16 protein-coding genes and 2 pseudogenes are annotated in these 13,840 nt (G+C 32.6%); 9 read left to right on the top strand and 9 right to left on the bottom strand.

Annotated features, from left to right (window positions below; genetic code table 11):
* Window positions 1-661: pseudogene (locus tag ACVWY7_RS25115) on the top strand (collagen-like repeat preface domain-containing protein); the annotation flags it as partial.
* A 369-nt stretch (window positions 662-1,030) separates the two neighbouring features.
* On the opposite strand, the gene ACVWY7_RS25110 reads toward ACVWY7_RS25115, so the two are convergent.
* Entirely contained in the window at window positions 1,031-2,152 is a 1,122-nt protein-coding gene (locus tag ACVWY7_RS25110; RefSeq protein ID WP_105989905.1) for a DUF11 domain-containing protein, read from the bottom strand.
* A gap of 662 nt (window positions 2,153-2,814) precedes the next feature.
* Between ACVWY7_RS25110 and ACVWY7_RS25105 the strand changes: the two genes are divergently transcribed.
* A complete protein-coding gene (locus tag ACVWY7_RS25105; protein WP_000069041.1) occupies window positions 2,815-2,955 on the top strand; it encodes a hypothetical protein in 141 nt (46 codons plus the stop codon).
* Between the two features lie 653 nt (window positions 2,956-3,608).
* Here the strand turns inward: ACVWY7_RS25105 and ACVWY7_RS25100 are convergent.
* Both ACVWY7_RS25100 and ACVWY7_RS25095 read right to left on the bottom strand, forming a co-directional pair.
* A complete protein-coding gene (locus ACVWY7_RS25100) occupies window positions 3,609-3,884 on the bottom strand; it encodes a DUF3986 family protein (RefSeq protein ID WP_000695961.1) in 276 nt (91 codons plus the stop codon).
* Between the two features lie 10 nt (window positions 3,885-3,894).
* Window positions 3,895-4,479, bottom strand: a complete 585-nt coding sequence (locus ACVWY7_RS25095) for a hypothetical protein (protein WP_000476270.1) — start codon at window positions 4,477-4,479, stop codon at window positions 3,895-3,897.
* A gap of 452 nt (window positions 4,480-4,931) precedes the next feature.
* Between ACVWY7_RS25095 and ACVWY7_RS25090 the strand changes: the two are divergent.
* Window positions 4,932-5,224: pseudogene (locus ACVWY7_RS25090) on the top strand (Y-family DNA polymerase); the annotation flags it as partial.
* Window positions 5,225-5,442: 218 nt separating this feature from the next.
* Here the strand turns inward: ACVWY7_RS25090 and ACVWY7_RS25085 are convergent.
* The 3 genes from ACVWY7_RS25085 to ACVWY7_RS25075 all read right to left on the bottom strand — a co-directional run bounded on the left by ACVWY7_RS25085 (window position 5,443) and on the right by ACVWY7_RS25075 (window position 7,079).
* On the bottom strand, window positions 5,443-5,646 hold the full coding sequence (locus tag ACVWY7_RS25085; protein WP_105989907.1) for a hypothetical protein: 204 nt from the start codon (window positions 5,644-5,646) through the stop codon (window positions 5,443-5,445).
* A gap of 122 nt (window positions 5,647-5,768) precedes the next feature.
* Window positions 5,769-6,050, bottom strand: a complete 282-nt coding sequence (locus ACVWY7_RS25080) for a hypothetical protein (protein ID WP_105989908.1) — start codon at window positions 6,048-6,050, stop codon at window positions 5,769-5,771.
* A 48-nt stretch (window positions 6,051-6,098) separates the two neighbouring features.
* Window positions 6,099-7,079: a site-specific integrase gene (locus ACVWY7_RS25075; protein WP_002080087.1), complete on the bottom strand. Its 981-nt coding sequence runs from the start codon at window positions 7,077-7,079 to the stop codon at window positions 6,099-6,101.
* 161 nt (window positions 7,080-7,240) lie between these two features.
* On the opposite strand from ACVWY7_RS25075, the gene ACVWY7_RS25070 reads away from it, so the two are divergent.
* Complete coding sequence (locus ACVWY7_RS25070) at window positions 7,241-7,549, top strand: YolD-like family protein (protein WP_073523273.1); 309 nt, start codon at window positions 7,241-7,243, stop codon at window positions 7,547-7,549.
* Window positions 7,550-7,613: 64 nt separating this feature from the next.
* Here ACVWY7_RS25070 and ACVWY7_RS25065 read toward each other — a convergent pair whose 3' ends face one another.
* Entirely contained in the window at window positions 7,614-8,468 is an 855-nt protein-coding gene (locus tag ACVWY7_RS25065) for a manganese catalase family protein (RefSeq protein ID WP_078986447.1), read from the bottom strand.
* Between the two features lie 231 nt (window positions 8,469-8,699).
* The gene (locus ACVWY7_RS25060) at window positions 8,700-9,833 is read right to left on the bottom strand and encodes a zinc-dependent alcohol dehydrogenase (RefSeq protein ID WP_000649077.1); all 1,134 of its coding nucleotides are present in this window, start codon (window positions 9,831-9,833) and stop codon (window positions 8,700-8,702) included.
* A 245-nt stretch (window positions 9,834-10,078) separates the two neighbouring features.
* On the opposite strand from ACVWY7_RS25060, the gene sasP reads away from it, so the two are divergent.
* Complete coding sequence (gene sasP, locus ACVWY7_RS25055; RefSeq protein WP_000002837.1) at window positions 10,079-10,291, top strand: small acid-soluble spore protein, SasP family; 213 nt, start codon at window positions 10,079-10,081, stop codon at window positions 10,289-10,291.
* Window positions 10,292-10,585: 294 nt separating this feature from the next.
* The gene (locus ACVWY7_RS25050; RefSeq protein WP_456524028.1) at window positions 10,586-11,101 is read left to right on the top strand and encodes a DUF3231 family protein; all 516 of its coding nucleotides are present in this window, start codon (window positions 10,586-10,588) and stop codon (window positions 11,099-11,101) included.
* A 35-nt stretch (window positions 11,102-11,136) separates the two neighbouring features.
* On the opposite strand, the gene ACVWY7_RS25045 is transcribed toward ACVWY7_RS25050, so the two are convergent.
* On the bottom strand, window positions 11,137-11,613 hold the full coding sequence (locus ACVWY7_RS25045) for a YndM family protein (RefSeq protein ID WP_087932035.1): 477 nt from the start codon (window positions 11,611-11,613) through the stop codon (window positions 11,137-11,139).
* A gap of 274 nt (window positions 11,614-11,887) precedes the next feature.
* Between ACVWY7_RS25045 and ACVWY7_RS25040 the strand changes: the two genes are divergently transcribed.
* The 3 genes from ACVWY7_RS25040 to ACVWY7_RS25030 all read left to right on the top strand — a co-directional run bounded on the left by ACVWY7_RS25040 (window position 11,888) and on the right by ACVWY7_RS25030 (window position 13,806).
* Window positions 11,888-12,100: an alpha/beta-type small acid-soluble spore protein gene (locus ACVWY7_RS25040; protein ID WP_000069660.1), complete on the top strand. Its 213-nt coding sequence runs from the start codon at window positions 11,888-11,890 to the stop codon at window positions 12,098-12,100.
* Window positions 12,101-12,295: 195 nt separating this feature from the next.
* On the top strand, window positions 12,296-12,448 hold the full coding sequence (locus tag ACVWY7_RS25035) for a hypothetical protein (protein ID WP_000872955.1): 153 nt from the start codon (window positions 12,296-12,298) through the stop codon (window positions 12,446-12,448).
* 14 nt (window positions 12,449-12,462) lie between these two features.
* Window positions 12,463-13,806, top strand: a complete 1,344-nt coding sequence (locus ACVWY7_RS25030) for an amino acid permease (RefSeq protein ID WP_456524027.1) — start codon at window positions 12,463-12,465, stop codon at window positions 13,804-13,806.
* Window positions 13,807-13,840: the final 34 nt, after the last annotated feature.

Below are 13,840 nucleotides of genomic sequence, written 5' to 3'. Positions count from 1 at the left end.
GGGGCCAACAGGAGATCCAGGGCCAACGGGGCCAACAGGAGATCCAGGGCCAACGGGGCCAACAGGAGATCCAGGGCCAACGGGGCCAACAGGAGCAACAGGGCCAACGGGGCCAACAGGAGATCCAGGGCCAACGGGGCCAACAGGAGCAACAGGGCCAACGGGGCCAACAGGAGCAACAGGAGCAACGGGACCAACAGGGCCAACAGGAGCAACGGGACCAACAGGACCAACAGGACCGCTTACTGTCGCGAACAATGCAACAGTGTCCAATGCAACAAACGTAGCCTTGGCAGGTAACGCCAGTGTACCGTTTGTTACCAATAACGTTATCAATGGAACGGCAATAACACATGCTGCGGGATCCACGGATATAGTACTTGCTCCGAACCAAACGTATTATGCGATTTGGAATTCAAATGCAAATTCACTAGCAGCTGGCGAGCTACGAGCTTTCGCCTTGTACCTGAATGGAACACAGTTATCAGCGTCGCTACAATCCGTTGCGAATGCTGGAACCAACAGTATTATCCAGCCTGCAGTTGGCGGCAGTACCGTATTTAATACGGGTGCGGGAGCGAATGTTCTGACTCTAAGAAATGCCCTTGCTGGGGCAACAACTATAGCAGCACCGTCTGTTACCGTTATTAAGCTTATATAGTTTTGCTGTCAGTAAATAGAAAACAGCCCCGAAATGATATTCGGGGCTGTTTTCATTAGTAGGTGGAACATAAGTATTACTTCCAATTGAGCCTTTGGAAAATGGAATGAGAGTTGTGAGCGTCCGCAAGCTAACATTATAAAGAGGGGGAATAAAAGCCTCATTGAGAAATATGGATTCAAAGATAAGGTTGATTTTGTCTGAGAACATAAAGTTAGGAAGCACGAAAATGCTAACCTACTGAATATTGGTTGACTATTCAAATAGCAAAATGAATGAAGTTTCTATGTTTGTCAGAAAGGATGAATATGAAATTATTAGTAAGTAGTTTGGGAATATGATAATTGTTTGCTTAATTAAATGACTATTTCATGAATGTATATAAATGGTACTAATATTACTCGGCTGATTGCCAACTGCTATCGTATTCTCTATAGGGGTGAAATTATAATCAAGCACAGGTTGATGAAGTATAAAATTTTGAGAAGGTTTGTGAGTGATTTTTACTTTATAAGTAATCGTTATTTTATTACTTATAGGCAGGTTTCCAAGAAGTATTCTTTCGCCTGGATTTACAGCAACGGTCATGGTATTTACTGTTACACTATCTGAGATAAACATCGTTCCATCTGGAAAGCCTGTTCGAAATTGAATACATTCTGCAGTCGTTGTTCCGTTATTTATGATGACCGTTGTATAGGTGACAATATCACCAACAAAAACATGTTCTTTATCTACCGAATGAACAATAGTCATTTTTGGTTCAGGTGTGTTAACTTGTAGCCCAACTGCAAGAAAATTGATTGAACTCACCTGTTCAGACGGTAGGTGGAGTATAGCTGATGTTTGTTCTGGCAGCAATGTTGAAGAGATATCAATCTCTTCATTTAAAATTGATTGGGGTAAATGGTTTGTTATGTTCATCATACTAGTTAGAGGATGAATGGAGGTTGCTTGTTTCATAGGTGGTCCGAAAGATATGCATGGAATAGAAGATAATATTTGCTTTATTTCTCCAAATAAATGGAGGGTACCATGAGTTGGACCTAGTGAGGGTATTAATAGAGGAGAGAAGATACATGGATGCACTTGTTCATTGATAAAGAGAGAAACATGACGGACAGGAAAATTTGGATCTCCGTAAATGACTATTAAGCCCCAGGTTGGAGTTCGCTTTGATGTATATTCCTTACTATGGTTGGGGAAATCGACAACGAGGGTAGTAGCACCGCTATATGGGACAAAGGAGGTAATATTTATAGTGCGCACATAACTTGAAGAGTGTTTGTGATATTGTTCGTCTGTAGGTGGAATAATATGTGTTTGACCATATGCCTTTACTTCTATATTCGTGTGAAGAGGCGATTCAGCCACCACTATTAATTCCGCATGAAAAGTATAGCTAGTAGATTTTAATGAAAATTCGCATGCATTACCAAATGAATTACCTATAAACTTCAACGCTAATCGATCAGTTTTAGTAAATTTCATTTATTTATACCCCCTCATGTTGTCTGAAGATATGAATATCATACTGATTAATGCTTCTCTTTATCTATTTATTAAAGATACCTAAAGCAAAAATATAAAAAAGATAGATGTTTTAGGATTTTTAATTGTAAGTTTATGTTAGTTAAATATTAGATATTACTTTGTTCTTCTTTTCAATTGGAAGTGTAATTCTTAAAGAGGAATCATACTATCATTACCAACAAACGTAGATTGTTAAGGTGGTATATGTGGGTGTAATTTTTGAATCTAGGTGAATACGAGTTAGAGTTCAAAAAGAAGTCGAAGCTTGTATAGGTTTTCTTGGATCTATTTTTTACTAAGAATAAAGTAAAAAGTAAGTTTTTATAAAAAAGCTATATGTTTGATACTCAATTTTATAAAAAAGTATACTCCAGGAGTTTTATAAGGGTTAAAAAGGTTCTTATATGTAAATAATCGCTTGTAATATAATGTGTTTTTTACCAAATAAACCTTTTTAATTCTAAATATTAACTGCAAAGTAATTTATTTCGTAAATTTTTAATTTTTATGAACGATGTCATTGTTTTATACATTATTATCTCAATAAGTATTGTATTAATTAGTTATTTTCTGATAATATCTCTGTGTAATCTAGTAATTATAAAAAGGTGGTGTTTTTTATGTCAAATATGTTTCATAAAATTGGTGATACTCTCGAAAAGAGTATGTATTTTAAATCTTGTTTTTATATCTTAACAGGAGCTTTGCTTATTTCTATTGGTTATATTGTTGGTAAGTGGGTAGGAGCTGCGGTTTTTTAAGTGGAAAATGGAATTAAATTAATAAAAAAACATTTTTTCAAAAAAGTATATATCTTTATCATAAGGTGTATTAATATGGGAAATTAATTTATTAAATGTAATATTATAAAATTAAGAATAACAAATATTATTATAAATTCAATATTAAAAACAAAAATGCCTAATTTAGCAGTACTAAGTAACGAAAGCATAAATTTAGTACAAAAATACAATACAATTAAATAATTATGAAATTTTTTCCGGTTTGTTAACAAGGAAGATTCTTGTCGGATTTTTTCAGCCTTTATTTTTTTATTATTATTTTCGGGAGTTAAGTCGGGCTCGAGAAATGAGTGAAGATTTTCCAAATTATCAAAAGCCTTCTAGTTTTTTGATACAGATACTTGATTAATTTTATGGCACCAATTGTAACAACAATAAAGATAACTAGTATTAATATATCTGGCATGAATAACGCTCCTATTAAATACTTAATTGTATTATACAGGCAGTTGTTTTGAGAGTAACGAATAGTGATGCGATTTAAGGAAGATTTAAACAAAATAATCTTTTGAAAAGGGAAATAAAATATATATGATTTTAATGTAGAAGAGTAAGAAGGAGTATATAAGAGAAAGTAATAAAAAAAGCTAGTATAATACTAGCTTTTTTTATTAAGTATGTAATACCTTATTTTCTAATAGCCACTTTGTAAATTGTAAAACGCCATAATCATAGTCTAAGTCGTGTGTGGATATCGATAATATTTTATAACCATCATATTCTTTATATTCATAGTTAGCTCGATTTAAAGGGATTTTATAATGCTCAAAATCTAAAAATATATCCCAAATATTCTCATCTGTCCTTTTATATGCTATAGCTTCAATATCATGACCATCTTCATAGTAACCTAAGTGCAGGTGTTCAGAATCATATTTAATTTTCATAATTTATCCCTTACCAAATAAAATGATGTGCTTTCATATTTGGTGGCACATGATAGTGTAAATAGGGTCCTTTACCATCAATATAATGATAGTCTAAACGGAAAATTGGTTTTTTTGTAGCTTTACTTCTAACTTGAATGATTTTACCGCCATCAGGCCCATCAATGATGAATTTACTTGGAGCGCTTAAAGCTTTTTGTATATGCGGACGTGCTATTGCCCATGCTTTATCTGCTGCTTGTCTGCCTACTTTAGATGTAAGAATTCGTAAAGCTCCAATTACTATAGCTGGTAAAGCTCGTTGTTGAATAACAGGTCCATCAGTCATTTCAGTTTCAAATTGACCGTTTGCTAAAGTTGCCTCTAATTCTAAAAATACAGGATCATTTGCAAGGAAAGGAAAATCCTTTTCGAATTGAGCGTTGTCAAAGTTATACATATCTTCAAAAGTAATATGTTGATTGATATCGAAGGAACCTATAAATTCCTCTTGGTTATTAATAGAGTCAACCTCAGCATCCTCTGCAAATGCGCTACCTACAAAGCTGAATAGCATGACTGTTGCAAGTAGACTAGTAAAAAACCTTTTAAACAAAATTACCACTCCTTTTAATATAATTTTTAACTCACATTGAATGTTAATATATAAATATAAAGATAACAAGAGTGGTTTTTTAAGTAATTATTTGATAATATATCCATATAACCCTAATATAGTTAATTAGATGTATTATTAAAAAGAAAAAGATAAATGAAATGTTTATTTTATAGAGCGTATTATTTGGAAGGGAAATTAAAAAGTTCCTAAAATAATAGTGAAAGCTATCATCATAATAATTAAATACTTAGTCCTACTAGAAGAACTAGTGAATACTGAACTTAATATCTCTATTATTTGTATCCAATAGTACCCCTTTTTTACTTATCTAACCACTACTTTAAATTTATCCCAATTGATTAATCACTTAAAATATCATCTTGAGATAAATTAAGTTTATTTGTAAAGTGTTAACGGATTTTGATTGTTCAAAAAATTTCCTGCATAAAAGGTTATACGAGATTCCACGTAAAAAGACATTCTTGTTGCAAACCAAATTATGGGGACTTATATTAAATACTTTAATTACATAACAAAATTAGCTTTTTAATACGTTCCTATTGAGGATTTTCACCAATAGAGCATCGATAAATTTGCATTAGAGCTAGATTCCTCTCTACATTTATTTACTTCAACATCTTATGAATTCGCCGTTAATTTTCAAAATAAAATATACAGAAAAACAAGACTAAAATGCACAATCGTTTTAGGACCAAACATACTTATGAGTAAGCTAGCAATGAGAGATTTTTGTATATCTAAGTATAGTTCCTTCTTAAGTTCTTTAAAGATGTAGTTCATATTGTATTCGCAGTGTCTCTAGGTTCTCTATTGCATTTTTCATGGAGCATTGGCATTGGCTGTTTCTGATAGGGCTGATTTTCCATAACCGCTTTGATCATAAAAAATTGACTTAAAATTTTTTGATAGTGGAATAATATTAATCAGGATATATTAATATTATTCCAAATCAAACATTTTAAATTGCTTTGATAAATCAGCCGCAATTTTTTCTTCATTTTCTTTAATACCTGTTTTAAATTCTAAAACATTTTTTATCCCTTTTTCTCCGTATGTAGAAGATGCGCAAATATTACGATAAGCTTGGCTATAATGAGTTATCTGTTGTTTTAATTCTCTTATTTCACAGCCTTTTTCATGCAAAGTTTGCTCTAATTCTTTTATTTTTATTTTTAATGTAGTATTTTCTATTTCAAATGCTTGTTCTTTTTTAGCAATCGCGTATAGCGAATTAATACATGCATTTAAATGTGTTAGTGAGGAAATTAACTTTTGCTTATTATCATAATTTTTTCAATTATATCAAAAATATTAGGAAGGGGAATTCCTGTATCAAAATCTATTTTAGTTGTGAATGGTATTGGTTCATTTAATCTAGCAATCTCGTCTTTTAAATTCCGAGACCAAGTATTTCGACTTATACCAGTTTCTCTTTCAAGATCCATATAAGATATAACTTTATTGGGATGTTTCTGAACATAATTAAGTAAATGTTGTTGAAGTTCTTGTAGTGAATACGTCTTTGGTTTTCCTACTTTATTCTTCATCGTTTATCCCCAAAAATAAAGAGTTTGCTACTGCGTCTAACTGTACATCTACTTTAGCTTTTTGTTCCTGCATTTTTTAAAGTTCCGAGAAATATAGTATAATTCTGCTTGTGAAAGTTCATCATATTCCAAGGTAATAAAGTTGTAATTCATATTTTTTGTAATAGTTTGAAACAAAAGAAGTTGTTCTTTAATGCGTCTCCATAATATTTCAGATTCGTCACTCAACCATCTATATAAATCAAGATTAAATTCATCGTTAGGAATAAAAAAATACTCACAATATCTACAATCTCCTACGGGACAATCTTTTGGATTATGAAGGCAATAACCATGTTCCATTCGTGTTAGTTTTTTAAAATCCGCTTTTGACAATTGATTAAGAAAAGATTTAGAAAATAATTTTTTTATATTACCGTCATTTGATATTCCTTCTGTATGTAAAGAAACATACGGCATTTTCCTGTACTGATCTGACAAATATTGAATCGATGATTGGCTAAAGTATTCTAGATGATTAAAATAATGCATTTGTGCATCTAAAGAACTATGTCCTCCTATCCTAGCTATAGTGAGCATATTAAACCCTTGAAACATCATATTACAGAAAGCAAAATGCCTTATATCTAAAGGTTTGATATATTGAAGCGATAGACCATACTTTTTCGTAACTATTTCCTCATAAAAATTTTTTAATAATGTATACAGTTGTCCTTCTTCAAATCTAGTTCTATCTTTCTTATTCTTAAAAGCATTACCATGGGTCTTTTGATATCGTTGAGATTTGCAGTAATGATAATAAGATAATAGATACTCATTATTTGAGTTTTCATTTGTAATACAGATATACTCTTGAATTAAATCATATATACGTTTACTAATAGTTAGTGTATCAGTTACATCTATACTGTGTATTTTTCTTGCTTGCTTTTTTGCTCTTGGAACTGTTAGTGTATACTTTCCATTATGCTCTTGTGCACATTCTCTAGATAATAAAATGAATTCTTTTATCCGCATGGGAATAATCAATGTAATATTCCACCATAAAATAATAGGGAAATAAATTTTTTTCTGTATCTGTCCACTTTTTTTGGAAATCACGTATAATCCAATCGAAAGTTAGTACATCCTTAAAAGCAGGCAAATTTCTGACGGTGTTCGTATAACCATAAGCAAATTGTTTACATAAAATGATCAAGTGGCAACCGTTTGCCAGTATGCCAGAGCAGTTCGTTTGTATTAAAGATATGATACAGGAACAAACAAAAATCCCGCGTCCAATCTTAACACAAGATGCAAAAGGAAGGATTGAAAATAAGCTATTAATTTCATATTTAGGTGAGGAAGAGATTTTACTTACCTATTATAAAAATGGCTATCTATATAAAAATTACATAACAGTTGCGGATATAAATCCATTAAACAGGACAATTACTTGTACCGATGCTTCTCATAATCAAAGAATGTTTAAGTTTGGTGATGTAATGGAAGTGGATTAAAGTTAACTGGAATCCATATAAAGATTTATGGCCAACCATGAATAAATAGTTGGCCATAATGATCTTAATGATCCATATCTTTTAATCCAGGACTATGCTCATTTGGCATTTCAGGAAGCTCTGGTACAGGAAAACCTTTTGGCGGGTCAGTTACTGTTAATGTTCCTTTGTTTCTACTTGGTGATTCACCTTGGAATATTTCTCCCATTCTTGTTGGATCTAAACTGAAATTAAATTGTGCGTTATGGAATCCCATGTCTACATACTTTTTGCACTCTGGGTATTTATTAATATCATAGTTCGGCACAGGGAAGAGTTTGCCCCATTCCACCCCAAGTGTCTCTAAAGCTTTTGCAAAAGCATTTTGATGTGCATTATCACGTACAATTAAAAATGCAAGTGTTTCTCTAAAGGTTTGATTAGAACTCATTTCATAAATTCTAGTTTTTTGAAGTACACCTGTAGATTCAAGTACGACATTATCTAGTAAATCGCTAATTAAGTTTCCATGACTATATACCCAAGATCCATTCCATGGGTTACCAGCTGCATCAACAGGTAATGAACTTTGAGCCCCTACAATAAAGTGATGAGGATTTGCATGTTTAACCGCTTCGTCAAGTGGTGCTGTGTCAATACCAGCATTTCCAGGCGTAGGTTCACCAGATCCAGTTAATAGTTGATTAATTGTATGTTGTACAAGTTCTACATGGCTTATTTCCTCTAAAAAAACACCTCGAAGTAAATCACGATATTGTTTCTCTTTACCTCTAAAATTTGAGCTTTGGAAAAAGTATTGCATCATTGTACGCATTTCACCATAATGCCCACCTAATATTTCTTGTAATACTTTTGCAGCAGCTGGATCTGGTTTGTCCGGCTTAATCATATTAATTATTTCCTCTTTATAATAAAACATGAAGTACACCTCTTTTAAGTTAGTTAACATTGTTATCGTGTCCGCTAATTAGTTAGTTAATACTAAAATTCATTTTTTTACCAATTGATTACTATCTCAAAATGCAAAGTTTTTGGAAATAACTATTTTCGATGTGAGATGAAAACGGGGGAGATACTTAGTGTTAAAAAAAAAAAGATAAGATTGCGAAATGTAATCTTATCTGTTCATTAAGAATAATGAATTATATTTTCAAGGCTTTAAAATGACTTTTATACAATCATCTTCACGATTATTAAAAATTTGATAACCGTAGCTTGCTTCTTCGAGGGGGATTTTGTGTGTAATAATCTCCTTTGGATCGAATTCTTTGTTTGTTATTTTTTCAAATAGTTCCGGCATAAAATGAATGACAGGTGCTTGTCCCATTTTAAGGTTAATATTTCTAACCCAAAATGCTCCGAGTGGAAAAGCATTATAATTGCCACCATAAACACCAGTCATTTGAACCGTTCCGTATTTTCTTACGGCTTTCGTAGCGATTTGAATAGGCCCGAGAGTTCCACCTTGTAATTTCAATTTTTGTTCTAGAAATTCTAGTGGCGATTTTTTTCCATCCATGCCCACGCAATCAATGACTACATCGGCACCGCCATGTGTGATTTCCTTTAAATGTTCTCCCATATCTGGGAATTTTGTAAACTCAAATACCTCAACATTGTTAATCTTTTTTGCATAATGTATCCGATAATCTAAGTAATCGACTGCGATTACGCGCTTAGCACCTTGCATCCACGCGAATTTTTGTGTCATTAATCCAACAGGGCCACAACCTAGGACGATAACAGTATCACCTGGCTTAACACCTGCGTTTATTACACTCCAATAGGCTGTTGGCAAAACATCGGATAAAAAAAGTAGAGATTCATCTTCAAGTTCGCATGATTCTGGTATAACAAATGGAGTGAAATTTCCAAAAGGAACTTTTAAATATTCTGCTTGTCCGCCTGGATGGTTACCAAATTTCTCTGTATAACCAAAGTATCCACCAGAATCATAATGAGGATTGGAGTTATCACATTGGCTTTCCATTTCATGCTGACAATAAAAACAATGTCCACAAGCAACGTTAAAGGGAATAACAACACGATCTCCTTTTTTTACTTTAGTAACATCTGGACCAACTTCTTCAACAATGCCCATTGGCTCATGACCAATAATGTACCCTTGCGGTAAAGGCATGTTTCCTTGATATAAATGTAAATCAGAACCGCAAATAGCGGTTGAAGTAATTTTTACAATAATATCATCTTTTTTCTCTAACTTTGCATCATCAACTTGTTTAACTTGTACTTGGTTTGGTCCTTGATAGGTTACAGCTTTCATCTCATATCTCCTTAGGAATCATTTTTCATAATTTATATGTATCTCTTGACAAAATAGAAATCTTTAGTAAAGAGGAATCTATACATAGTGTTGTTATGAAAGTATGTTATAGCAACTCTTCTTTCTTATGTCTTTTGCCCTATTTTAAGAAGAAAATCAATATTTATACATAAATAAATTACCATAAAAAGGATAATTATTTTCTGTGATTCGTAGCATATTAAAAACATCGGAGGTGAAAGAATATGGCAAACAATAACAGTGGAAGTCGTAATGAATTATTAGTTCGAGGCGCTGAGAATGCAATTGATCAAATGAAATATGAGATTGCACAAGAGTTTGGTGTACAACTTGGTGCAGATACAACAGCTCGTTCAAACGGATCTGTTGGTGGTGAAATTACAAAACGTTTAGTAGCAATGGCTGAACAACAACTTGGTGGTAGAGCTAACCGCTAAGTAAATTGAAATACAATATAGCAAATATGTAAATCAATTTCTTTTGTATATGTATAAAAATAAAAACCCTTATAGTAAATGGATTCTCACTCAAAGATTATCGATAATTTTCTTTCATAATCTTTGAGTATTTAATTTGTAAACTACTTTCCTAAACAATAAACACGTAGTGTTGGAAAGGTGTTTTCCATGCATAGTAGAAAATCTTTTGCAGGAAAAAGCATACTTAAAAATTTGATTTCAATATTGAAATCAATATTGATTATGATATTTTCGAAAGGGAGGAATTTAAAAATGGGTATTTTAAGTGGAAATCCTCAAAATGAACCGTTACATTACGGAGAAGTATTTGATATTTGGAGTTATCTTTTAGCTACACAAGGTGCAATCGCAAGCCATCAAGTATTTATGAATCACACAGGTGACGAAGATTTGAAGAAGTTTTTAGAAAGCTTAATTGAAAATGATATGAATTCGGAAATCGAAGAGTTAAAAACTCTTTTAAAGGTTAATGGCGTAGCATTACCGCCTGCTCCTCCAGAACGACCAGTTGCATCTATCGAAGACATTCCTCCAGGAGCGCGTATTAATGATGCTGAAATAGCAGCAGCTGTTTCTACAGGATTAGCAGCTGGACTTGTGACATGTAGTCAAGTGATGGGAAAATGTCTTCGAGAAGATGTAGGGATGCTATTCGGACAATTTCATATGAAAAAAGCGCAAGCAGGTGTAACGTTACTGCGTTTAAGTAAGAAAAAAGGATGGGTAGTTCCACCTCCATTACATGTAAGAAATTCAGATCAAGCTTAATAAACAAAAATAAAAAAGTGGCGTTGGCCACTTTTTTATTTTTTAGATGTATCCTCAAGCTTGGATTTATTTATTGTGGAAGAATCTATATATTCATCTGACATTTCCATAACATATTTATCATGATGAATATGATTACGATGTCTTAATTCATTGTCGTTACGCAGTACTAGCCTCTTCATATAAACATGGAAGAAAATTTCTGTTCCACCAATAATTAAAGCGGCTATAAATGAAGAAAGTCCAATGTTACGAGTAACATCTAAATCAGTAAACAAGGATGTTAGTAACCAAATTCCAAAGAAGCTTAAGCCTAAATCTGCTATTGTAGCAATCATATTTCCGTATTTAGGTAAAATGAAGAGATCTCCGATTAAATAGGCAGCTCCTGTAAGGAAAAGAGAAATTAGTAATACTCTAGGAATTGAAATGCCTTTAAAGATACTAAGTATGATTAGTAATACAGCAGTTATCGCTGTGTATTTAATTAATAAAGCAACAAAATGTTTCATCATTTTCCTCCATTGTTCAAAAGTATATGGAATAAAATATTTCATTAAAAACGGGTTATGCTGTTAAATAGCTTAACCCGTTTTATGTTGTAATGGAGGCCTATTTATGATATCCCATGGCACGTAAGATGTATTTCGTTCTCCTATACATGATTATTTTTGGTTTAAAGAAGATCAACTATACCTTTGAATTCACGGTCGTAATTACCAATTAATTAGCTATATATTTTAGCATGTAATTTAACATATTAAAGAAAGAAGGAGGTGAATGAACATGTCAAACAATAACAGTGGAAGCAGCAATCAATTATTAGTACGTGGCGCTGAACAAGCTCTTGATCAAATGAAATATGAAATTGCTCAAGAATTTGGCGTACAACTTGGTGCAGATGCAACAGCTCGTGCAAACGGATCTGTTGGTGGTGAAATTACGAAACGTCTTGTATCATTAGCTGAGCAACAACTTGGCGGTGGCGTTACTCGTTAATTTTATATATGAAATGGATATAGAGGAGAGGCATGCCGTCTCTCCTTTCTCATACATTTTTTAAAACTTACAACTATAACTCAAATTTATTTGTTTAACTTTTAGACTCACAAGGTTTTAAATACATAATTAATTTTTGTGTAATAAAAGGATAAAAGATAAGAGATTATATTTGATGCGAAAGGGGCAGAAAAAATGAAATATGAAGCGTTATTTACAGTTGAGATTTCTGTAGGAAGTGAAAGAGTAGCAAACCATAAAATAAAGGCTCATAATATCACTGATGTTATTGAAAAGCTTGCCGAGAAGTATTCAAGTGATCATGAGGGGCATTCTCAAAATGAATAAAGGAGAATAGTAATATGACCTGTCATGATGTTGAGAACGAAACGAAAGAAAAAAAAGATTTAAAATGGTGGCAACTCTCACTTATTGGGATTGGCTGTACAATAGGGACCGGTTTCTTTTTAGGATCCAGTATAGGAATTAAAATAGGTGGTTCGTCAATTATTCTTATTCTTATTTTAACTGGATTTACTACTTATATTGTATTTGAAGCATTGGCAAAAATGGCTGTAGAAGATCCGCAAAAAGGATCTTTTCGCATTTACTCAAAAAAAGCTTTTGGAAATTGGGCGGGTTTTAGTCATGGATGGACATACTGGTGTTCTGAACTGCTTATTATGGGCAGCCAGTTAAGTGCGTTAGGAATCTTTTCACGCTACTGGTTTCCTAAAATACCATTATGGATATTTGCTGCTATATACGGAGTAGCAGCTATATTAATTATTTTTATAGGGGTAAAGATATTTGAACGCCTAGAAAAATGGATGGCTATTATAAAAATTGCGGCTATTATGGGGTTTATTGTAATTGCTATTTTAGTTATTTTAGGATTTATAAAGGGTGGTTTATATAAAGCACAAATTCCGCGGGATTTTAAAGACTGGTTCCCAAATGGATTAAAAGGCACTTGGTCCTCTCTAATTTATGCATTTTATGCATTTGGAGGAATCGAAATTATGGGGTTAATGACAATAAGACTGAAAGACCCTAAAGAAGCACAAAAATCAGGAAGAGTAATGTTAATGATTTTAACGATTATTTACGTAGTTTCTTTAGGGTTGGCAATTATGATGGTTCCATTAAACCAGTTTAATACGAAAGAAAGCCCTTTTGTAATAGCATTACAAGACTATAATTTGCCGTATGTGCCATTTATTTTAAATGTAGTGTTAATTTTAGCGGGTTTTTCAACATTAGTTGGTTCATTATTTGCAGTGACAAGTGTACTCATGAACTTAGCTGAAGAAGGTGATGCACCTGCAATGTTTGCTAAAAAAAACAAAAAAAACATCTCTTTTCCAGCTCTAATTCTTATTATAATTGGACTTGGTGCTTCTATCCTTAGTGCTTTATTACTACCGAAAAATATATATGAATATGTAACAACTGCAGCTGGATTAATGTTGTTATATACATGGAGTCTCATTCTTCTTTCATTTTGGAGATTAATGAATCCAAAAGGTTGGATGCAGATAAAAAGCATTATTGGTCTTATAATGATTGCACTAGCTGTTAGTGGGACATTATTGCAAAAAACAACGCGTTTTGGTTTCCTAGTGAGCTTGTTGTTTTTAGGAATCGTTATTATTGTTACTATAATTGTTCATTTTGTCTCAAAGAAAAGGAATACAGCTATATGAAGAATCTATTTTTATACAATATGAGTAGTATGTA

The sequence above is a fragment of the Bacillus sp. TE9106W genome, from assembly GCF_054062215.1.
Note: the sequence above shows the minus strand (reverse complement) of the source record. Positions and strands in the feature narration are given on the sequence as shown.